The 23,681-nt window shown below is 40.0% G+C and carries 8 protein-coding genes and 1 tRNA gene; 5 read left to right on the top strand and 4 right to left on the bottom strand.

Annotation, left to right across the window (positions count from 1 at the left end; genetic code table 11):
• Positions 1 to 312: 312 nt before the first annotated feature.
• The 3 genes from LBE40_RS00840 to LBE40_RS00830 form a co-directional block, all read right to left on the bottom strand.
• Entirely contained in the window at positions 313 to 5,550 is a 5,238-nt protein-coding gene (locus tag LBE40_RS00840) for an autotransporter outer membrane beta-barrel domain-containing protein (protein ID WP_252615212.1), read from the bottom strand.
• 477 nt (positions 5,551 to 6,027) lie between these two features.
• On the bottom strand, positions 6,028 to 9,429 hold the full coding sequence (locus LBE40_RS00835; protein ID WP_004861619.1) for an autotransporter family protein: 3,402 nt from the start codon (positions 9,427 to 9,429) through the stop codon (positions 6,028 to 6,030).
• A gap of 687 nt (positions 9,430 to 10,116) precedes the next feature.
• On the bottom strand, positions 10,117 to 17,301 hold the full coding sequence (locus LBE40_RS00830; RefSeq protein ID WP_252615211.1) for an autotransporter outer membrane beta-barrel domain-containing protein: 7,185 nt from the start codon (positions 17,299 to 17,301) through the stop codon (positions 10,117 to 10,119).
• Positions 17,302 to 17,538: 237 nt separating this feature from the next.
• Between LBE40_RS00830 and LBE40_RS00825 the strand changes: the two genes are divergently transcribed.
• From LBE40_RS00825 to LBE40_RS00805, 5 genes are all read left to right on the top strand, one after another.
• Positions 17,539 to 18,477, top strand: coding sequence for a siderophore ABC transporter substrate-binding protein (locus tag LBE40_RS00825; RefSeq protein WP_040297146.1), 939 nt, complete (start codon positions 17,539 to 17,541; stop codon positions 18,475 to 18,477).
• Positions 18,478 to 18,573: 96 nt separating this feature from the next.
• Positions 18,574 to 19,530 carry an ABC transporter permease gene (locus LBE40_RS00820; RefSeq protein ID WP_004861299.1) on the top strand — a complete coding sequence of 319 codons (957 nt, stop codon included), beginning with the start codon at positions 18,574 to 18,576 and terminating at the stop codon, positions 19,528 to 19,530.
• Positions 19,523 to 20,473 (top strand): iron chelate uptake ABC transporter family permease subunit, encoded by a 951-nt coding sequence (locus LBE40_RS00815; RefSeq protein ID WP_004861296.1) that lies wholly within the window; start codon positions 19,523 to 19,525, stop codon positions 20,471 to 20,473. The genes LBE40_RS00820 and LBE40_RS00815 overlap by 8 nt, the downstream gene beginning before the upstream one ends.
• On the top strand, positions 20,470 to 21,228 hold the full coding sequence (locus LBE40_RS00810) for an iron ABC transporter ATP-binding protein (protein WP_004861293.1): 759 nt from the start codon (positions 20,470 to 20,472) through the stop codon (positions 21,226 to 21,228). The genes LBE40_RS00815 and LBE40_RS00810 overlap by 4 nt, the downstream gene beginning before the upstream one ends.
• Positions 21,229 to 21,315: 87 nt before the next feature.
• A tRNA-Gln gene (locus tag LBE40_RS00805) sits at positions 21,316 to 21,389 on the top strand.
• Positions 21,390 to 22,147: 758 nt separating this feature from the next.
• On the opposite strand, the gene LBE40_RS00800 is transcribed toward LBE40_RS00805, so the two are convergent.
• Complete coding sequence (locus LBE40_RS00800; RefSeq protein ID WP_040297145.1) at positions 22,148 to 23,278, bottom strand: metallophosphoesterase family protein; 1,131 nt, start codon at positions 23,276 to 23,278, stop codon at positions 22,148 to 22,150.
• Positions 23,279 to 23,681: the final 403 nt, after the last annotated feature.

Here is a 23,681-nt window from a genome sequence, read left to right as displayed (position 1 = left end):
TATTCACAAAAAACACGTAAAAATACAACTAAAAATAAAGCCGTACAAAAAAGCAGTTATTTAAAAGCAGCTTACAAATGTGCACTAATCGGAAAAATCACCATAAAAACGAGAATTGCAAACGATGAAGTATAAAATCTTAATCTCATTTCGAAAAGGAGAACAAAGAAACCCAACAGGAAAGTATTTTAGCATTTTTAAGACATGTAAAGGACTTATTTTCAAAATTGCTCGCAAAACAACTGACAAAAAGCAAAAAGCCACAAGTATAACTTGTGGCTTTTTAAAGAATTGACCAAAAACGTGATTACACTAGAAACGATAGCGGATTCCGCCAGAAAAACTGGTACCAGAGAAACCAGCCTTATTGAGCTTATGTTGATAGACAACATCACCATGCAGAGAAAACTGCGAAGACAATTTGGCATTAAATCCTAATCCAGCTTCTAGCGAAGAACCAAAAGCACCTAACTGGAAAGCATCTTTGAAATGCACAGATTTATTCCCTCCAAAACCATGTGCAAAATAAAGCTTCCCGTAGAAAGCAACAGCATTCACTCCTTCAGATCCTGTAGGAACCTTGCTCAAACGCCCACCAACACGTGCTACCCACTGATCAAGCTTGCCAAGCTCAATATCAAAATTGTCAATATCACGGGCCTTACTAAACTGGAGATGTTGATAAACAACCTGAACTTGTGGATCAAAGACAAAACCTTCATATCCCGTTACAAACGTCTGACCACCAGTCAAAGAAACGCTTAAAGGATTACCCTTCAATGTTGCTGTCTTGCCCCGTGCAAGGGTGACAACATCACCTTTGAACAGACCATAGGAGAGAAGACCATCTACATAGAGACCCGTCTCATGCTGCAGGCTACCATAGGCTGTAGCAGTCCATTTATCAAAGGCACTCTCTTGGCTTTGTTCAACATCTTGAGGCTGGAGAGAAAGTTTGCCATAAGACCCCATAACCCCAAAGGATATGGCGTTGTCAGCATTTTCAATTGTTTTTAACAAGACACCTGCCTCTACACCATTATAGCTAAGATCACCTCCGTAACCATATTCAAGTGCGGACAAATCTGAAGCATAACGGTAACTTCCGCCATAGCCGCGCAAATACAAAGCAGGATTTTCACGAATTTCTACCATTCCACTGGAAGTAGTCCGCAATGTCTCTAACTGCTTGTTTTGATTGCTAATATCCATCAAACCAGCATGAAACACGCTATTTGGCAAGAGCAGATAAGTCGGAACTTGCGGAACAACAGATCTTACAACTTTCCTAGGAAGAGAGATAGTATCGGCCTTAGAAACGATATTTGCATCAAAACTCTCAGACTTAACATACTGATTCTCTAAACGGAAATTCCAAAATTCTCCACCGTCCTTCATAAACTTCTGTTGAACATGTTCTTGTTTCGAAGTCATTTCTGGACTGTAAGAACGAAGAGTATATTTGTAAGGTGAGTTCCCCAGCGCAACATAATCACTATCCAGCCGGAAAGAATCTTTTTCTGCCTTTCCATAAACCTGAATAACTGAAACACTATGTGCTGTTTTATCACTTCCGTTGTTTTCTCCTACACTTCCAGAAACGCTTCGCACAGATACTACTGTTTTTCCTTCAACATCACCATGGATTACAAGTCGATCACTTACTTGTCTATCACTCGGATCATTGGGGTTTAAACGTGCATTGAAGTGAATTGAAACATCGCCCTGCGCTTTGTAGACAATACCTTTTCCTTCTCCAATGCGAAGTGTCTGATACTCTAACTCTTCAGATTGCGAAGGTAAAAAATGAATATCACTATTTACAAGACTTACAGAGGAAATACACGAATCCACGCACTCTGAATCTGGAGCTCTCAAATTTTTATGCGCACTTCTTGTCAGATACCACTCTGAACGATTGGTCAAATCTAATGTAGCATAAGAAGTTTTATCAACGCGCACACCACCCATAATAGAAGAGTTATCAACCAAAACCGACATATGAGAATTACTCTCTGCTTTCAAAAGCAAATCACCAGTAAGATTTGTTCTATTTTCCAAAGAAACACGACCACCAGAATTATTACCATAAATAGCTATGCTTTTTAGAACTTCGAAATTAGTGCGTTTCAGTGAAACCGCCCCTGTTATGCTTACAGGAGCTTTCTCCTGTGGACGTACAGCACTTCGCTTAACAAGGCTTCCTGTTCCAGAATCCTCAACTGATGATCCTGAAACAATTTTTTCTGGGATTTTATTTTGACTCTGTTGATCTACGGCTTTCCGACCCGCCCCATCAAAATATATGCCATAGGAATTATCACTCTCCACTTTAATAGTAGAAAATTCAATATTAGCGTGATTCATAGAAGGACGAACGTCAGAGGATCTTCTTCTTCTAGAAGAGCCCTGCTCAATGTTGCCATCACCATCCCTAATCCACAAAGCATTAGCATCAGTAACAACATCACCATGAGTAAATTCAACAACGCTATTATTGTTCAACAGAATAGCTGCATGTTCAGACTTGTTAGCAGAATCCGGCTCTCTTGCTTCTTTTTTCGCAATAACGCTAACTTTGTTTAATCTAACATGTCCACCTTCTTCCGACTGAACCGCAACTCCCTTTTTCATAGTAATCGTTCCAGATTCCATGGTTATATCACCGCCTTTACTAACCAAACCAGCGGTAGCTGAATCCCCCTCCACATTAATTTGCGTGTTCTTTAAAGTAACAACAGCCCCCGTACCCGCCAAAGCAGCCATATAACGAGCATTGACTGTCCCGTTATCCATTTTAACCTTTCCACCACTTTTCGCCTCAAGCCCAATCACAGAAGATTGAATTATTGATTTATTCTCTAAAACAACTTCTGCATTCTCTTCTGCAAAAACAGCACTTACAGAACTCAATTTAGCAAGATCAACAGCATCTCTATTACCAGAATCCGGACCAATAATGGTGGCAGCGTTTAGCTTAATATTCGTGCCACTTTTTACATGCATAGAATGTTGTGTTGAATTATTTGCGTTCAGTGTAAGCTGCCGGACTGTATATGATTTGCCATCACTGCATAAAAGAGAGCCTTGCGATTGCCCAGCACCATTCCCCCCAATACCATTACATCCAGCAGGAGTACCTTCCTTACCTGCACTGCTAACACCTGCGACAGCGGGGACTCTAGATTCCTCAGAAGCCACAGGCTTTACAGAAATAGATTCTTTGGAACCTAACGTAGAGTTCGTGGAATCAGTAGACTTCACAGCAGAAGGCAATTTACCAGCCTGAGGTGCGGAGCTACCAGCCTGAGGTGTCAGGTTACCAGCCTGAAGTGTGGGGCTACCAGGCTCAGATGCGAGATTACCAGTCTGAAGTGTGGAACCACCAGCCTGAAGTGTGGGGCTAGAAGCCTTAGGTGCAGAGGCACCAGTAGAAACAACAGGTGGAGTTTCTCCTGCTACAGGTACTCCAGCTCCCTCATGCGTAATAGTCCTTACATTTTCAGATGCTTCATTAGATTGAACAGAAGAAGTTACACCGGTCCCTACAGGCGTACTAACAAGCTCAGATGCAGGGCTACCAAGCTCAGATGTAGGACCACCATCCTGAGGTGTCAGGTTACCAGCCTGAGCTGTGGGGTTACCAGACTCAGAGGCGGAGCTACCAGGCTCAGATGCAGGGCTACCAGCCTGAGGTGTCTGGCTAGCAGCCTCAGGTGCGGGGTCACCAGTCTGAAGTGTGGAACCACCAGCCTGAGGTGTGTGGCTACCAGGCTCAGACGGGGAGCGACCAGGATCAGATGCGGGTCTACTAGGATCAGTTACTATATGCACAGAATCTTCAGAAGACACAGAAACAGAAGGCGTTACAGATCCACCACTTCCTTTCTCTTCACCAGAACTACTTCCTTTATTTTTATCAGTAGCTGCATTATATCCAGCAATAATAGACTTAGATTTTTCGTCTTCTAAACGAAAATACCAAATATTTTTACTACTTGCAGCCAATTCTGGGACGAAATAGTCTATTTTTAGAGGAATAACTGGACCATAAGCACGAAGAACATACTTATAAGGAAGATTGCCCAGTGTAACATAACCACCATCTAAGATAAAAGAATCCTTCTTTGCCTGTCCATAAACCTGAATAATTGGAAAACTATAAGGCGATACCGACTCGTCTCTTTCATTTTTTGTATTTTCTGAAACACCACGCACACGTATCTTAGTTTGTCCAGAAACATCACCATGAATTACAAGCCTATCAGAGATCTGCTTACCACTCAAATCTCTAGAACCCAAATGCACATTGAAGTGAATCTCAGAATTACCTTGCGCCTTATAAACCTCACCTGATCCTTTTCCGATGACAAGCGTTTGATAATTACCAGCTTCGCTGGTGCCTGGTTGTGCAAAAAGAATAGAGCTATCAATAAGATCTATCAATGAAATCGATGAAACACCTATAGAGCCAAGACCTTGCAATTCTTTATTTTTCGGTCGCGTTAAAGTCCATTTTGATCTCTCCATCAACCCAAATTGAGCATCAGAACTTTCATCAATACGACCCCCCCCTACAAGTGACGATCCCCCCTCAGCTACAACTTTTACAAAAGAACTATCCTCAACCTTCAGTAATAAATCTCCAGAAAGTGTAGCGCCCTCCTTTAATGTAATAATACTACCAGATTTTTTGCTATAAATAGCCACACCATCTCGAACGGTAAAGCTGCCACCATGTAAACCAACCCCCCCACGCTTTAATACCTCTCCTCTCGGCAAACTATGGGATAAAAGGCCGTTCCTAAAAGAATAAGTCTCTTTTCTCTTATAACGCTCTTCTATATCCTTATTATATTGCTGCCCTTGCTTATCAAAAAGATAGACGCCATAAGATGTATTACCCTCCACTACAACATTGGAATCGCGTATATCAATACCGCCGGCAATTCCCATAAATGAAACGCCGTGAGCATTAGAAACCTTAACGTTACCTTTGACAAAATTGATATAGCCATAATCTTCGGATATCTGAAAAGCCGAATTTTCACTATTGTTATCTACATTCGCCGCCTGACTACCCGTTCCGGTAATGGAAACGCTCGTTAAGTAGACACTTCCATTACCACTTGCGTGAACTCCAACAGCATTTGTAAAGTCAATCGCCCCCGTTAATATGTTAACGACTCCCCATTTACTGGCCGCTACACCATACTTCCAAGAGCTTTTATCCAGACTACCACTATTCGCCCCCCCCTGAATAGTTATATTGTTCCCTATAATCTTTGTCCCATGTTTAGACGCTTCTATAGCTGCTCCTTCAGCATTGCGTTCACCAGTTTTTTGATAAGTTTTTTTGGAAATGAAGTACTCCCTACCACCATTGCACCGATAAAATGAGCCATTTTTATCACACGAAAAATAATTCTTACAATTCTGCACATCACCACTAACAGCAGCTTGTACTTGAGCATCTACATTGGACACGAAAAAAATAACAGCTGTTGTAAAAGCACATAATGAGAGATGATTTTTAAATATCTTGTTCATAGTTCCGCCATAAACTTTCTTTCCCCGCTCATTAAAAAAACACACTCTGTCAAAATACCTTGACGACGAGCAACACATTTAATACACTTTGATAACATATTTTGTACTTAATTAATATATTTTGTAGTTTATGTAAATGCATAATGAAAAAATCGCAAGCTAAGATTGTAATTTTTACAAAAAACTTATGAATATGCAGCTGAAAACGATGTGAAATTCTCTAAAAAAGCAGTTACCAAAAACAGCTTTAGTAAATTTATACAAATAGGATAAATCACCATAAAATAGGAAATTTTGAAATTATTGAGAACAAAAATCTGATCTCATTTTTCAAAAAAACTTCAAAGAACTAAAAAGCGCATTTTAAATGTGAAAATATTCTTTCAAAAATGCTAAGCAATAAAAACTTTTGAAGGAAAAGAAAAAGCCACAAGCTATGCTTGTGGCTTTAAAAAAATTGCCAAAAAACATGAAAAACTAGAAATGATAGCGCAGTCCACCAGAAAAACTAGTACCAGAAAAACCAGCTTTGGTAAGCTTGTGCTGATACATCAGATCACCGTGAAGCGCAAATTTTTGAGACAATTGGGCATTAAAACCTAATCCCGTTTCTAGCGAAGAACCAAAAGCTCCCAACTGGAAAGCATCTTTGAAATGTACAGATTGTTTACCTCCAAAACCATGCGCAAGATGAAGCTTCCCATAGAAAGAAACAACTCGTGCCTCGTCAGTTGCTGGAAGTGTCTTTGTTAAACGTCCACCAACACGCGCTACCCATTGATCAAGTTTTCTCATATCAATATCAAAGTCGTCAATATCACGAGTTTTATTAAACTGAAGACGCTGATAGACAACTTGAACCTGCGGATCAAAAATAAGACCTTTATCCCCTATCATAAAAGCTTTACCAGAAGTCAATGAAGCACTTAGAGGGGTTCCTTTTAATGTTGCAGTTTTGCCACGTGCAAGAGTAAGGACATCACCCTTAAACAAACCATAGGAGAGAAGACCATCAGCATAAAAGCCCGTATCCCACTGCATACCACCATATGCTGTCACTGACCATTTATCAAACATGCTTTTTTGACTTTTTTCAACATCCAAAGGCTGCAAAGAAAGTCTCTCGTAAGACCCTATCACCCCAAAAGAAGTAGCACCATATGCATTTTCAACTGTTTGCAACAAAACGCCTGCCTCTATGGCATTAGAATCAAGTTCACCTCCATAACCATATTCAAGAGCGGAAAGATTTGAAACATAACGGTAATTTCCACCATAACCACGCACAAAAAAGGCAGGATTTTCACGAATTTCTAACATGCCATTGGAAGTGGTTCGCAAAGCTTCTAACCGATTGTTTTGATTGCTAATATTCATCAAACCTGCATGAAATAAAGCATTTGGCAAAAGCAGATAAGTCGGAACTTGTGGAACAACAGCCTTGATTCCGGGCTTAGGATGAGGTTTTGGATCAGGTCCAGGAGCTGGCGCTGGTTCAGGTCTAAGATCAGGAGAAGGTTCTGGTTCAGGCCTAGGAATCGGGGCTGGTTCAGGTCTAAGATCAGCATCAATATATCCATTTTCGAGACGAAAATCCCAAAATTCCCCGCTACCTTTAACCAATCTTTGAGTAGGATCCGCTTCTCCCAAACCAGACGTTGGACCATAAGCATAAAGCCTATACTGATAAGGTGAATCTTTCAGAGCAACATAACCACCATACAACTGAAAAGAACGCTCTTTTGCCTCTCCAGAAACCTGAATAATTGAAATACCTTGATTATTTCCACCACTCCCAGTAGATTCCCCTGGACTTCCTGAAATACCATGCACATGCACTGTTGTTATTCCAAAAACATCACCATCAATCAAAACACGATCAGTCTGTTGATGATCAAGAGCGCCACCACTATTCAGATATGTATTAAGATAAATCTGAGCACCATCCTGCGCTCTATAAACCTCACCTGTTCCTTTTCCAATGCTGAGTGTTTGGTAAATGTAATTCTGATCAGGTTTTAATTGTGTAAACTTAATACTACTATCACCCATAAGGCTTACAAGTGAAATAGAAGAATCATGTGCAGCCTCATGTTGATCTTTTTGCAACGGTTGTTGTAAAATCCATTTAGAACGGCCTCCCAAATAAAGTTTGGCATTAGAATTTTTATCAACGTAAGTACGGCCTTCAAGAGTAGAAGCATCAGCCAAAACTGTTATAGAAGCACCTTCCTCAGCTTTTAATAAAAAATTCCCGGAACGAAGAGTGCTGTGCACCAACCCCACCGCACCAGAAATAATGTTTCTACCATAAAGAGCCGCATCGTCTAAAACAGAAAACTCTGTTTTATCCAAATTAACAACTTCTAATCGTGGTGGATTTTTTTCTTTCTCTGATGAAATTTCTTCTTTTTTGGCTTCACCTTCGCTCCATGGCTTCTCTCCCCGCAAGTAGATACCATAAGATCCCTTACCCTTTACGGTAACAGAAGAGGATTTCATATTAACTTCAGTCACAGGAATCTTTAAATCATAATCCTCATTTGATAAATCTGTAACTTCCTGCAGAGGAATAGAATCGACTGTAGTTTCTAATAATATACCATGGAGGCCCCCACCAGCACTAACAATACTACCCTCTAAATTAACAGCCCCCCCTGAATCCATATGTACAACCGCACGATCCTTGCCTTTGTCCGCCTTCCCAGTAATTTCAACATTCTCGAGATTTACTTTTCCACCTAACATCGAAGAAATCCCATGGCTGTTCATAAAATCAACTGATCCACCTGACATCCAAACTTCTGAATGCTCATAACTTAAAAGACTTGCGATCCCATTAGCAGTCTTAATTTCTGTATCTTCTAAAAGAACAAACGAATTCTCTGTTGCATCAACACCCTCATGACTTTTCTCAATCTTTCCATTTTTTACCTCAATCACTCCATCACTCGCACGAAGGGCTATAACTGTGCCTTTGAGAATCGGATCTTCCAAAACAATCTTACCGTTCTCTAATACATGCACACCTACTAGAAAAGTTTTATCAGCAACTTGACTACTAACCGTTACATTTTTCCCAATAACTTTCGTACCTATTCCTTTCACCGTTATAGCAGTAGGATCAGAAGGATAGTTGGAAACGTTCTCATTCGTAATTTTATAAAATTGATTATCAATTAGGCGGCTCCCGCAACCGTCACACACATAATATAAGCCATCATATAATGATTGCTTCTCACCATTATATTCGACATCAAAACGATTATACTCGATATGTCCATTATCCCCACTTTCTCCGCTAAGAGTACGATTCAAGTTATTCCCACCAAGAAGAACATGAGAAACTACACTACCAGATCCGCTGCCCACACGCTCCCCGCTAAAGCCATTATGGTGACTCTCACTAAAAAAGCGATTATGGCTGCTACCACTAATACTATTAGAGTCTAGAACTTCATGCCCGTTGATACCTATATATCCGTTCCCATCTGGCCCCCTATACGCGCTAATCGGAGTAGCTGGGTTGATTGAGTTGATCGAAGTAATACTGATATCGGTAGAATTGACACCAACAGACCCACTCTCCCCTTTAAGGCTATTATGTCTTCTACCACTAAGGCTATTATAGCCACCACTATATCCATATCCGCTAAAGCCATTATTCCCGTTATAGTCATACGTACCAGATCTGTTAGGAATCTCTCTAGGAGAACTAGAGAGGGTCACACTTGGGGGCACTGGAAAAACGCTAATATTATAAGATTTTCCCCCTTCTCTTCCAATATTTGCACCAACTGCTATTCCACTTTGTAGCAAAGAAAAGATAGCCGTTGTGAAAGTACATAAACATACATGATTTCTAAACACTTTAATCATAGTTCCCTCGAAACTTTTCTTCCCCTCTCATTGAAAACAAAAGCACTCGCGAAAACACCTCGGTAAACACCTCAAAATAAAAAGGCGAAACCAAAAGGATGCATCTATTGCTCATTTAACCCGTGCAATAAATTATCCAAATAAACTTGGCTGAAGATCTACGTCCAATACAACAACCACTTATGAGAGAATATTCATTTAATGCACTTTATAGGTGTATAATGCATTATGCATTTAGTGTAAAGCAAAAATAAAATCATAGCGTGTAATTAATTAAAGACACAATCTACCCTTGTGGACTTTAAAAATTGACCAAAGACATGTGTGAAAGAATTATCTAAATCAGTAAAAATAAATTCTAAAAACCAGCGTTAAGAAACATTAAGCATTATAGCGGATAAATCAGATCGCCATAAAGTAGCATATTTTAAGATATTATACACTAACGCAGCCCCCCCACCATTAAAGAGCCTCTATAAGTCAGTCACTGTATCGTGTCATTATCAGCCAAAATTTTAAGAAAATTTGCTTTAGCATAAAAAATGCTTTCACACGTAAAACAAAAAGAAAAATATTGTGACTTTCGTATCAAAAGGACTAGGATCTTTTAATAGCAACACAGATTGTTATAAAGCAAAAAGGCAGCATTATGCTGCCTTTTCGTAAAGATACGTACTGTAGCTTATCCTAAAACTGATAGCGGATTCCGCCAGAAAAACTGGTACCAGAGAAACCAGCCTTATTGAGCTTATGTTGATAGACAACATCACCATGCAGAGAAAACTGCGAAGACAATTTGGCATTAAATCCTAATCCAGCTTCTAGCGAAGAACCAAAAGCACCTAACTGGAAAGCATCTTTGAAATGCACAGATTTATTCCCTCCAAAACCATGTGCAAAATAAAGCTTCCCGTAGAAAGCAACAGCATTCACTCCTTCAGATCCTGTAGGAACCTTGCTCAAACGCCCACCAACACGTGCTACCCACTGATCAAGCTTGCCAAGCTCAATATCAAAATTGTCAATATCACGGGCCTTACTAAACTGGAGATGTTGATAAACAACCTGAACTTGTGGATCAAAGACAAAACCTTCATATCCCGTTACAAACGTCTGACCACCAGTCAAAGAAACGCTTAAAGGATTACCCTTCAATGTTGCTGTCTTGCCCCGTGCAAGGGTGACAACATCACCTTTGAACAGACCATAGGAGAGAAGACCATCTACATAGAGACCCGTCTCATGCTGCAGGCTACCATAGGCTGTAGCAGTCCATTTATCAAAGGCACTCTCTTGGCTTTGTTCAACATCTTGAGGCTGGAGAGAAAGTTTGCCATAAGACCCCATAACCCCAAAGGATATGGCGTTGTCAGCATTTTCAATTGTTTTTAACAAGACACCTGCCTCTACACCATTATAGCTAAGATCACCTCCGTAACCATATTCAAGTGCGGACAAATCTGAAGCATAACGGTAACTTCCGCCATAGCCGCGCAAATACAAAGCAGGATTTTCACGAATTTCTACCATTCCACTGGAAGTAGTCCGCAATGTCTCTAACTGCTTGTTTTGATTGCTAATATCCATCAAACCAGCATGAAACACGCTATTTGGCAAGAGCAGATAAGTCGGAACTTGCGGAACAACAGATCTTACAACTTTCCTAGGAAGAGAGATAGTATCGGCCTTAGAAACGATATTTGCATCAAAACTCTCAGACTTAACATACTGATTCTCTAAACGGAAATTCCAAAATTCTCCACCGTCCTTCATAAACTTCTGTTGAACATGTTCTTGTTTCGAAGTCATTTCTGGACTGTAAGAACGAAGAGTATATTTGTAAGGTGAGTTCCCCAGCGCAACATAATCACTATCCAGCCGGAAAGAATCTTTTTCTGCCTTTCCATAAACCTGAATAACTGAAACACTATGTGCTGTTTTATCACTTCCGTTGTTTTCTCCTACACTTCCAGAAACGCTTCGCACAGATACTACTGTTTTTCCTTCAACATCACCATGGATTACAAGTCGATCACTTACTTGTCTATCACTCGGATCATTGGGGTTTAAACGTGCATTGAAGTGAATTGAAACATCGCCCTGCGCTTTGTAGACAATACCTTTTCCTTCTCCAATGCGAAGTGTCTGATACTCTAACTCTTCAGATTGCGAAGGTAAAAAATGAATATCACTATTTACAAGACTTACAGAGGAAATACACGAATCCACGCACTCTGAATCTGGAGCTCTCAAATTTTTATGCGCACTTCTTGTCAGATACCACTCTGAACGATTGGTCAAATCTAATGTAGCATAAGAAGTTTTATCAACGCGCACACCACCCATAATAGAAGAGTTATCAACCAAAACCGACATATGAGAATTACTCTCTGCTTTCAAAAGCAAATCACCAGTAAGATTTGTTCTATTTTCCAAAGAAACACGACCACCAGAATTATTACCATAAATAGCTATGCTTTTTAGAACTTCGAAATTAGTGCGTTTCAGTGAAACCGCCCCTGTTATGCTTACAGGAGCTTTCTCCTGTGGACGTACAGCACTTCGCTTAACAAGGCTTCCTGTTCCAGAATCCTCAACTGATGATCCTGAAACAATTTTTTCTGGGATTTTATTTTGACTCTGTTGATCTACGGCTTTCCGACCCGCCCCATCAAAATATATGCCATAGGAATTATCACTCTCCACTTTAATAGTAGAAAATTCAATATTAGCGTGATTCATAGAAGGACGAACGTCAGAGGATCTTCTTCTTCTAGAAGAGCCCTGCTCAATGTTGCCATCACCATCCCTAATCCACAAAGCATTAGCATCAGTAACAACATCACCATGAGTAAATTCAACAACGCTATTATTGTTCAACAGAATAGCTGCATGTTCAGACTTGTTAGCAGAATCCGGCTCTCTTGCTTCTTTTTTCGCAATAACGCTAACTTTGTTTAATCTAACATGTCCACCTTCTTCCGACTGAACCGCAACTCCCTTTTTCATAGTAATCGTTCCAGATTCCATGGTTATATCACCGCCTTTACTAACCAAACCAGCGGTAGCTGAATCCCCCTCCACATTAATTTGCGTGTTCTTTAAAGTAACAACAGCCCCCGTACCCGCCAAAGCAGCCATATAACGAGCATTGACTGTCCCGTTATCCATTTTAACCTTTCCACCACTTTTCGCCTCAAGCCCAATCACAGAAGATTGAATTATTGATTTATTCTCTAAAACAACTTCTGCATTCTCTTCTGCAAAAACAGCACTTACAGAACTCAATTTAGCAAGATCAACAGCATCTCTATTACCAGAATCCGGACCAATAATGGTGGCAGCGTTTAGCTTAATATTCGTGCCACTTTTTACATGCATAGAATGTTGTGTTGAATTATTTGCGTTCAGTGTAAGCTGCCGGACTGTATATGATTTGCCATCACTGCATAAAAGAGAGCCTTGCGATTGCCCAGCACCATTCCCCCCAATACCATTACATCCAGCAGGAGTACCTTCCTTACCTGCACTGCTAACACCTGCGACAGCGGGGACTCTAGATTCCTCAGAAGCCACAGGCTTTACAGAAATAGATTCTTTGGAACCTAACGTAGAGTTCGTGGAATCAGTAGACTTCACAGCAGAAGGCAATTTACCAGCCTGAGGTGCGGAGCTACCAGCCTGAGGTGTCAGGTTACCAGCCTGAAGTGTGGGGCTACCAGGCTCAGATGCGAGATTACCAGTCTGAAGTGTGGAACCACCAGCCTGAAGTGTGGGGCTAGAAGCCTTAGGTGCAGAGGCACCAGTAGAAACAACAGGTGGAGTTTCTCCTGCTACAGGTACTCCAGCTCCCTCATGCGTAATAGTCCTTACATTTTCAGATGCTTCATTAGATTGAACAGAAGAAGTTACACCGGTCCCTACAGGCGTACTAACAAGCTCAGATGCAGGGCTACCAGCCTGAGGTGTCTGGCTAGCAGCCTCAGGTGCGGGGTCACCAGTCTGAAGTGTGGAACCACCAGCCTGAGGTGTGTGGCTACCAGGCTCAGACGGGGAGCGACCAGGATCAGATGCGGGATTACTAGCTTCAGGCGCAGGGCTACCAGAATCAGGTATGTGGCTACCAGGCTTAGTTGCGGGCTCACCAGTCTGAGGTGTGGAACCACCAGCCTGAGGTGTCTGTCCACCAAGCTCAGATGTGGGACTACCATCCTGAGATATTTGGTTACTAGGATCAGATGCGGAGTTACCAAACTCAGGCGCGGGGACACCAGACTCAGGTGTGGAGATACCAGCCTGAAGTGTCGAGGCACCAGCAGGAACAACAGATGGAGTTTTTCCTGCTACAGGTATTCCAGCTCCCTCATGCGTAATAGTCCTTACATTTTCAGATGCTTCATTAGATTGAACAGGAGGAGTTACACCGGTCCCTATAGGCGTACTAGGTGGAGTCACACCAGGTACACTTTTTATAACATCAATTCTATCAGAATTACTATCAAATGTTATAGGGTTACCACTTTCATCTGTTATGTTATACTCTACCATACCAGATTCTACCCCATAAGAAGCTTTATCCATTTGATTCAAAAGTACAATATCCACATCGCCTTTTGTCACTACTATATTTCCATATCTCTCTTGGTCAGATGTAGGAATTCCATACGAGAGAGATAGAGTATGTCCAGAAGGTCCACGTGAACTAGATACCCTCAAAGTAGAGGGATCTACATTATCTTTTTCAAGCGAACCAGCTTGACCAGATACTACAGGTATAGAGTTCTGAGACAATGAAGAGTCACGAACCTCCTGTATATGACCACCAACCTGAGATGTTTGGCTACCAGGCTCAGACGGAGAGCGCCCAGGATCAGATGTGGGGTTACTAGGATCAGATGCGGAAGCACCAGATGCAGGGCTACCAGCCTGAGGTGTCTGGCTAGCAGCCTCAGGTGCGGGGTCACCAGTCTGAAGTGTGGAACCACCAGTCTGAGGTATCTGGCCACCAAGCTCAGATGTGGGACTACCATCCTGAGATATTGGGTTACTAGGATCAGATGCGGAGTTACCAACCTCAGGCGCGGGGAGACCAGACACAGGTGTGGAGATACCAGCCTGAGGGGTCAAGTTACCAGCCTGAGATGTTTGGCTACCAGGCTCAGATACGGGATTACCAGTCTGAACTGTGGAACCATCAGCCTGAGGTGTGTGGCTACCAGGCTCAGACGGGGAGCGACCAGGATCAGATGCGGGAGTACCAGCTTCAGGCGCGGGAGTACCAGCTTCAGGCGCGGGAGTACCAGCATCAGGTGTGGGAGTACCAGCATCAGGTGTGCGGCTACCAGATGCATTAGGATCAACCTTCAATCCCGGAGAATTAACAGATCCGTCAGCTCCACCTTCCAATTTACTTTCTAAGTTGAATTTCCACAGCTGTGTACGTCCTGAACCGAGAATTGGATCAGAAGCGCGAAGGATGTACTGATAAGGCGAACCCTGCAATGTAACATATCCAGTAGCAAGCTCAAAGGAATCTCTGTTTGCTTCTCCCAAAACTTGAACAATTGGAATACTGTCAGGAATATTCTTATTTTCCTTTCCTTCAGCCTGATTTTGTATACTTTCACGCTGAACTTTTTCTCCATTTTTTAACTTTCCATTTAGGGTCTCAATGACAGACGAGTCGTTCACATAAACCTTAGTTTTTCCAAAAACATCACCATAAATAAAAAGTTGATCAGACAAAAGTTTAACGTTACCTGAATCGTCAGAAACAAAACTCGTATTGACATAAATTTTGGAATCTCCAGTAGCAATGTAAGCTACACCTCTACTGTCTCCAATATGCAGCATTTGATAACCTTCGTTTTCATCTCTTGGAGGTAAAAATGCAATCGCACTATTTGCAAGACCTACAAATGAAACACATGAATCTATACAATACTTATCTACTACCCTCCCCGTATTTACTTCTCCCCCTGTATTTACCTGTCCCAGATTTCTATTATTACTTTTTGCTAAATACCATCCCGATTCATCAGACAAATAAAGTCTAGCATGAGCATTTTCACTAATTTGAGAATCACCCATAATCGAAGATTTAAAAGCGTACACAGCCAGATTAGAAAAAGATTCAGCCTTCAAAAATGAATCACCAGAAAGAACTGTCCCCTCTCCTAAAAGGACAATACCATTCAAATTATTACCATAAACAGCTACACCTTCCGGAACAAAAAGAGAAGTCTTTTGCAAAAAAACCATTTGCTTGTTGGTATTAACCTCACTCCTTTCTTTGCGTTTCTGACCGTTTGAACTTATTCTACTTATTTTACCAAAAGATATCCCATAAGAATTTCTCCCCTCAATTTTAATATTTGATTCCTTGATATCAGCTTTAACCTTCAAAGCATCTACAGGACTATTAGAATCTACAATATTCAGATGGTGCGAGGTATTTTCATCACCTACAATAGAATTCATAGTAGTGATAACATCAGGATAAATACTATCCACAACGTGATGAACTTTATAAACTGGATTCATATTATGGTCACTACTTTCACTACCCAAAGAACGGTGAGAGAGAAAACCCGGTAAAGCATCAACATTCATTCGAAGAGAAGACGCAGTAATATCATCAGTTACCCACAAAGCAACTGCATCAGTCCCCGTAACTTCTCCATTATGAAAGGAAATAAGCCCTCCATCCGAAAGGAGGGCAAAACTTGTAACATCAGAAGTATCTTGCTTACCACTTCCCTCTTTAATTCTTATTCTAGCCCCTTCTAATTTAACAATTCCTTTATTCTCCGATATGACTCCTGCTCCGCCTTTCGCAAAGTTAATCTGCCCAGATTTCATCATTATTCTAGATCCATTAGAACTGTGCAAACCAGTTCTAACTTCATCAAAAACCACTCCATCCAAAATAACAAACGATCCCTGACGAGCCGCAGCACCTATATCAGTATAATAGACCGTCCCACCTTTCATGTAGATTCCCCCGTACTGGTGCGCATGAACCCCAACTGCAAACTTCTTAATATTCGAATTTTCCAACTTAACTTTTGAAAAAGACGTTGCTAATACCCCTGCCGCAAAAGCTTCACCATGATCACCAGCTGTTTTTTTAGCCACATCATCTAAAGCACCTTTTATAGGAGGCACCACTGCAATAGACGAAGGAGCCACCCCACTAATGGACATATTATTTAACACAATAGTTGTCCCTGAAATTACTCCTCCTACACCCAAACCAGAATCCTGACCACCCGCCCCATCAGTAACAGGCCTCTGTATTCCACCAGAAAGCTCCGATGAAGACTTAGTCGTTGCATACACAGCAATTTGATCAATTTTCTGCGTCTGAATAGCACCCCTTTTCATTACATGATTCCCACCATCATCACAGAACATGGAAGCAACGCTTTTATAATTCCCACCATTGCACGCAAAAGTGAGCTTTGAAGACCCTTTCCCCTGAACAGTTCCCGCACCTTGTTCAGCATTCTCACTTCCCTGTCCAACCTTCTCGCTCCCCTGCCCAGCCTTCTCGCTCCCTTTCACAGGATCACCGCTCCCTTGCACAGGATTACTGCTCCCCTGCACAGGATTACTGCCCTCTCCAGATTTTAAAGGTAGCGCTTGAGATTGCCCTCCAGATGGTGATTGTTCTATAGATGGCGATCCAGATGGCGTAGGTGGTGATGCAGGTTCTTGGGATCCGCTTCCCAACACGAAAGATGATAATTTTTGTACTGAGGGGAATGAAAACCAACCACTCCCCATAGACGCATCTACACCTTGTAAAAAGAAAAGAGTGCTCGTTGTTAGTGCGCACAAACGTGTACGCTTTTTAAATACATTGATCATTGTCAAACTTTCTAAATATAATTTGCAAAAGAATTAGAATTAAGCGGAAATAAGGTACATACACGATTTGTAACATATGTTAGTCTGCTTTACAACATATTGTTACTTATAAATATATCGTTTTGTACATAAAAATGCCTAAGTTAAATTTTTAACTGTGTAACCTCTTGTAACTTATGAAATAATGTGCAACCTCTTAATTTATAAAATATAAAGAAAGGATGAGATAAAATGACGATGATGAAATATCTAAAATGGGTAACTTTTGTTTTGGTTGTTGCAACCAGTTTTGCAACGTTTTCATGGGTAAATGCGAGTGTAAATGCAGCAAATGTGACCATTAACCATGTTTCAGGCTCCACTAGTGTTCCCACCTCTCCTCAAAAGGTTATAGTGTTCGATCTTGCAACGCTAGATAACATGAACCGCCTTGGTATCAAAGCTGTTTCCGGCGTACCTGAAGGAAAAAAACCTGCGTATTTGCAGCAATTTGATGATGCAAAATATGAAAAAATCGGTACCGTTTTTGAACCAAATTATGAAAAAATTGCTACCCTTCAACCCGATCTCATTGTCATTTCCTCACGCACCCAAACTAAATATAAGGATTTATCCAAAATCGCTCCAACTATTGATCTCACCGTAGGGAATGAAAACTCTCTTGAAGATATTAAACGGAATGTGTCTATCCTTGGGAAAATTTTTGGTAAAGAAAAAGAAGCAGAAAAGGAAATTGCACAACTCAATGAAAATTTAGCAAAAGTCCGTCAAAATACTCAAGGGAAAGGCACAGGACTCGTGCTCATGACCTCTGGTGGAAAAATCAGTGCTTTGGGTCCAAAATCGCGTTTTGATATTCTCCATTCCGCATTTGGAATTGCTCCTGCAACCGATAAACTTACCGTGCAAAAACATGGGCAGCTTATTTCCCCTGAATTTATTTTTGAAACCAATCCTGACTGGCTATTGGTTATTGACCGCGATGCCGCAATTGGGCGAGAAGGACAATCTGCCGCACAACTGCTCGATAATGATCTTGTTAAACGCACAACTGCTGGAAAACAAAATCAAATTATTTATTTAGATTCTTGGAGCTGGTATCGTGCAAGTGGTGGTCTCACTGGACTTAACGAAGCTACACAACAGATCAATGAGGCTTTTACAAAAAGTAAATAAGCATATAAATAGCTTGCTTGCTGTAAAAATAGAATTTAAGAGCAAAGGTTGTCTATAAGCAACCTTTGCTTTTTTTCTGTTGGAAAATGATTTAACGTGAAAAATTACCGGATAGCCATAACCATTCTTGCTCTATTATCTATCCTCAGCATTTTTGTTGGTTATTCTGATGTAACACCTTCTGACCTATTATCAGGCGATACTCATGCTTGGCTTATTTTTTGGCAAACACGTCTTCCGCGTACCATTGCAATCCTTTTAGTAGGTGCAGCACTTGCCCTCTCGGGCATGATCATGCAACTTCTTGCACGCAATCGCTTTGTTGAACCATCAACTGCTGGAACTGTTGAATCCGCTTCTCTTGGTATTCTTTTTGTTATGATTTTTCTACCCGACATTCCTGTGCTTGGAAAAATGATTATCGCTACAATTTTTGCCATGACTGGTGCACTCTTTTTTATGTTTTTATTGCGCCAAATTCCTCTAAAATCTGCCCTCATTGTACCACTCACAGGGATTATGCTAGGATATGTTATTGGCTCCTTAACCAACGCTATTGCTGATTATGAGATGTTGCTTCCTTCTCTTCAAGCTTATTTATTTGGCAGTTTTGCGATGATTCTTGAAGGAAAATATGAACTCTTATGGCTCTCTCTTCCCCTATGCATTATTGCCTATTGCACCGCAGACCGTTTTACAGTAGCTGGTCTGGGAGAGGACTTAACCAATAACCTTGGGCTTAATTATCGTACTGTCATGCTCTTTGGTCTTTTTATTGTTGCATCAATCACCGCTGTTATAGTCTGTACAGTCGGACGAATCCCTTTCGTTGGACTCATTATTCCAAACCTTGTTTCAAATTTTATGGGTGACAATATGCGCCATACCGCTCCTTGGGTAGCAATCAGCGGAGCAGAACTAGTTTTGATCTGTGACCTTTTAGGACGAATAATTCATCCTTCTCTTGAAATTCCCATCAGCACCATAATGGGGGTTATCGGTAGTTTTATTTTTATCATACTTCTTTTACGCTGGAGAAAGCGTCTTGGATAAAAAGAAAGCAACAACGCTTGTACTAACAGCACTTATCGTAATGGCGTGCACTGTAATCAGCCTTTATATGTCATGGAATATCAACATTTATACGTGGACATTTCGTTTCACAAAACTTGCTTCTCTTCTTCTCATTGCGTACGCAATAAGCGTTTCTACTGTTTTATTTCAGACAGTGGTCAACAATCGTCTTCTTACTCCTTCTATCATGGGATTTGATCAACTTTATATTTTAATAAAAACCATTACGATTTATTTTCTTGGCTCTCTTTCTTTGCCCTTTTTGAATGAAGAAGGGCAACTCATTCTTGAAGCTCTCATTCTTATTCTCTTTTCAATAAGCCTTTTTCGCTGGCTTTTTTCAGGGAGCGTCAAAGGACTTCATTTAACCTTATTAATTGGTATTGTTTTTGGAGGCTTTTTTTTCAGTTTACGCATGTTCATGCAATTGCAATTAAACCCAGACCAAATGATGAATCTTACTGACATTATGTTTGCAAATTTTAACAAATTCAATACGTCATTAATAGGCTTTGCTACAATGATTGTCTTTATTGTAAGTCTGATTGGGTGGCGTTCACGCCACCTTCTGGATATTCTTGCTCTCGGACGCGAGAACGCACTCAATCTTGGAGTTGATTATCACAAAAGTACTACAGCTATTCTTATATTTGTTTCCATTCTCGTATCCATTTCCACAGCACTGGTAGGACCCGTCACCTTTTTTGGGCTGTTAGTTGCCAACCTCTCCTATGAACTCTCGCCTCAGGCAAAACACAGTGTTGTTATACCGGTTGCAATATTATTGGCGATAATTTGTTTGGTTGGAGGACAATTTGTTTTAGAACAAGTTTTTAATATGGCAGGACGCTTAAGTTTTATTATCGAATTTTGTGGGGGAACTGTCTTCTTATTTTTACTGATGAAGGGGAAACTAAAATGATTGAAATCAATCATCTTTCCAAGGCTTATGGAGCACGATTGATTATCGATAATTTATCCCTTCATCTTCCTAAAGGGGGGATTATTTCTCTCATTGGCCCCAATGGTTCTGGCAAATCAACACTTTTGATGCTTATAAGACGTCTTTTACCACGCCATAAAGGTATAATTAATATCGACGGCATTGATATTGATAAAATGCCCCATGATGCTTTGGCTCAAAAACTCTCAATTCTACGCCAAGATAATCCTTTGTCTTTTCGTTTAACCGTACATGATTTAGTAAGTTTCGGACGTTATCCTTATTCAAAAGGTTGGTATAGTAAAGAAGACAAACAATTCATTGACAGTGCACTCCGATATCTCGGCTTACAAGATCTAAAAGACTGCTTTTTAGATGAACTTTCTGGCGGACAGCGTCAACGGGCTTTTATTGCAATGGTCATCTGTCAAGATACTGATTATCTTCTGTTAGACGAACCATTAAACAATCTGGACATGAAACATGCCGTTTCCATGATGAAACAATTACGCCGTACAGCTGATGAACTCAAAAAAACTATTCTCATTGTCATGCATGATATTAATTTCGCGTCATCTTATTCAGATATGATCGTTGCACTCAAAAATGGAAAAGCAGCTTATTGTGGAACACCACAAGACATTATGCAGCCAGAAATTCTTAAAGACATTTATGATGTGGATATTCAGATCAAAACAATTAACGGCATACCTATCGCCCTTTATTATCAATGAATTTACCTCACCTATCAATAATCATAAAAACTCTTTTTGTACTTGTGTACACTGTAAAATCTGCTAAAAACAACCGCATCTGCATACTGGGGAATAGTTTAATGGTAGAACAGCGGACTCTGACTCCGTCAATCTTGGTTCGAATCCAAGTTCCCCAGCCAAATTCGAAACAATCCCCCAACTAAATTCGACACAATCAAGACATGAGAGAAAATTTAGGAATTTTAATTCCATTTATTCCATTGAATTTGTTTTTCATCACTCTTGAGCTTTTTGACCACATTCTATGATGTATTTTATAATCTAGCATAACGCAGTATAGTAAGGCATATTTTGTCTTTTTTTCAATTAAAAAGCACCTTTATTTGCGAAACTGTTGTGCACAAAACAGCACGTATTGCCCTATTTTCTCAAAACCATTTGCTAATTTTTTGTCCCTCATAATTGAAAAAACCATTTAAAGCTCTCAAAAACACCCATCCACTCCTCAAAAAACATGACTTTTTACCACATCAGAGTAAATCTATTATACTTTGAAGAAAAACACCAATATTTTGAAAAATATGAAATGTACAAACCAACCACAAAAACTTCTATAAAATAAGTATCTTAAAGAATCTTTTTAAAGTACCATTTTATACTTCTCTCAAAGCAAACAAAAAACTCTCGATACGCAACTGTACCAGTCACTTAATATAAACTACGGAAACATAACAAATTAAAGGCCCCGCAAGTGCATCACGGCCCATACTACGCTAAGAGAAGAAGAAAAAATATGGCAGCTTTATAAAAGATAGAAACGACAAGATGCCCTGTTCTTTTAATACAGTTCTGAGAGCGCCTATATTCCCATCACTTTTCAAATTTGTAATACAGCATGCTTTTCCTCTTATGCTTTTAAAGTAAGAAAAAAATCTCACTATAACTGACTACAACTTGCGGAAAATTCTGTATCTTCTCCTATAATACCGAGATCTTTGATCAAAAGAGGGCTTCCTATCTCTCCATTATAGGCTTTAACGTGAATAGTCTTCCCCTTAACATCTATAAGGTAATAATCCCCATTAAAGAGCGCACCGGCTGTATAGACAGGAATATTGCCAAAGACCCTATCATTTTTTGCACGGCAATAGGATTGATAATGCGTGTGCCCCACGAATATTGCTTTGACATTATGAGAAGTGATGATTGACTTAAATACCGACAAATCTTTAACATTCTTTTTACGAATAAAGAAGGATTCACCATCAATGGAAGCTGGGCGAGCATCATGAAAATTGATGATTGTAATTTTACCTCTAGCATCAGCAGCAGCTAAATCTTTTTTAAGCCAATCCAAAGACTTATTGATTTGCGCCTCCATAGACTGCCCCTTCAAACGCACCGTATAACTTGGGTAATTGTGAAGCTGCACATAGTGAACATCTCCATAATCCCAAGAGTAACTCAAACTCCCTTTGATGACATGAATATTTCCACCCGAAATAGAAAGTGAACTTTCAGTAACATCTGCACTGAAATAAGAGAACTGGTTACGATATTTTTTGATTTCTGACACCATTCTCGAAACAGCACTAAGAGCACACGCATCTTTATAAAAGTTAAATGCTTCAGGAATTGTACACTTTCCAACATTATTGGCATAATCATGATTGCCTAACCCCTCATAGACAGGAGTACCAAAGCTTTTATAGACATTCTTATAATCGTTATAGTTTTTTTGTTGGCCAAACTCTGTCAAATCACCATTAACAATATGAAACGCAGCCTTTTGCGCTTTTATGACACGAGCAACCTGCTCGTTTATTTTCAACCATGGTTCCCTATTTGATACGCCATTAGGATCACCAGAATTCAAACGCCACGGTTGCGGATCAGCCATGATAATCGCAGTATAATTTTTTGCAAGAGACTTTTCTTTCATGGACCAATCCATGAATGCACTATGGAACTTCTCGTCTTTTTTTATTCTTTCAGAAACGAGATCAAAACAACCAGAGAGAGTAAAAGCAATCATGGTGATTGCCATATATCCAATTTTATATCTCATAAACACACGACCATAAACACATTGCATGTTTTACTGTATTATAAAAATTTCTGAAAAACAATTTTTTAGATTTTTTTGTCAAGAATGTGTCAAAAACTCAAAATAATGATCCTTCAATGAAAATGTGATTTAATAATATATTTCAAGCTTTCCCTTGGAAGTAATTCATTAATTAAGATTCATTAGCTTGAGATATGCTTGCTAAAAATTAATATAAAACAAGAAATATTACAAAAACTATTATACTATTTTATACTAATTAATATTAGTAAATATATTTTACTGTAAATGCATTATGTTGTAAACATAAATACATATTCTGTTTTAATATAGATTAATTTTAATTTTTGACAAACAAACAAAAATACATTACCAAAGTGATAAGTTATCAATACTAATAGGT

The organism is Bartonella taylorii (genome assembly GCF_023920105.1).
Taxonomy (GTDB): domain Bacteria; phylum Pseudomonadota; class Alphaproteobacteria; order Rhizobiales; family Rhizobiaceae; genus Bartonella; species Bartonella taylorii.
This window is presented reverse-complemented; position numbering and strand designations above follow the sequence as displayed.

Coding starts and splice junctions, on each gene's coding strand:
- LBE40_RS00825 (WP_040297146.1), top strand. CDS start 17,539: ATGATGAAATATCTAAAATGGGTAACTTTTGTTTTGGTTGTTGCAACC.
- LBE40_RS00840 (WP_252615212.1), bottom strand. CDS start 5,550: ATGAACAAGATATTTAAAAATCATCTCTCATTATGTGCTTTTACAACA.
- LBE40_RS00835 (WP_004861619.1), bottom strand. CDS start 9,429: ATGATTAAAGTGTTTAGAAATCATGTATGTTTATGTACTTTCACAACG.
- LBE40_RS00810 (WP_004861293.1), top strand. CDS start 20,470: ATGATTGAAATCAATCATCTTTCCAAGGCTTATGGAGCACGATTGATT.
- LBE40_RS00830 (WP_252615211.1), bottom strand. CDS start 17,301: ATGATCAATGTATTTAAAAAGCGTACACGTTTGTGCGCACTAACAACG.
- LBE40_RS00800 (WP_040297145.1), bottom strand. CDS start 23,278: ATGAGATATAAAATTGGATATATGGCAATCACCATGATTGCTTTTACT.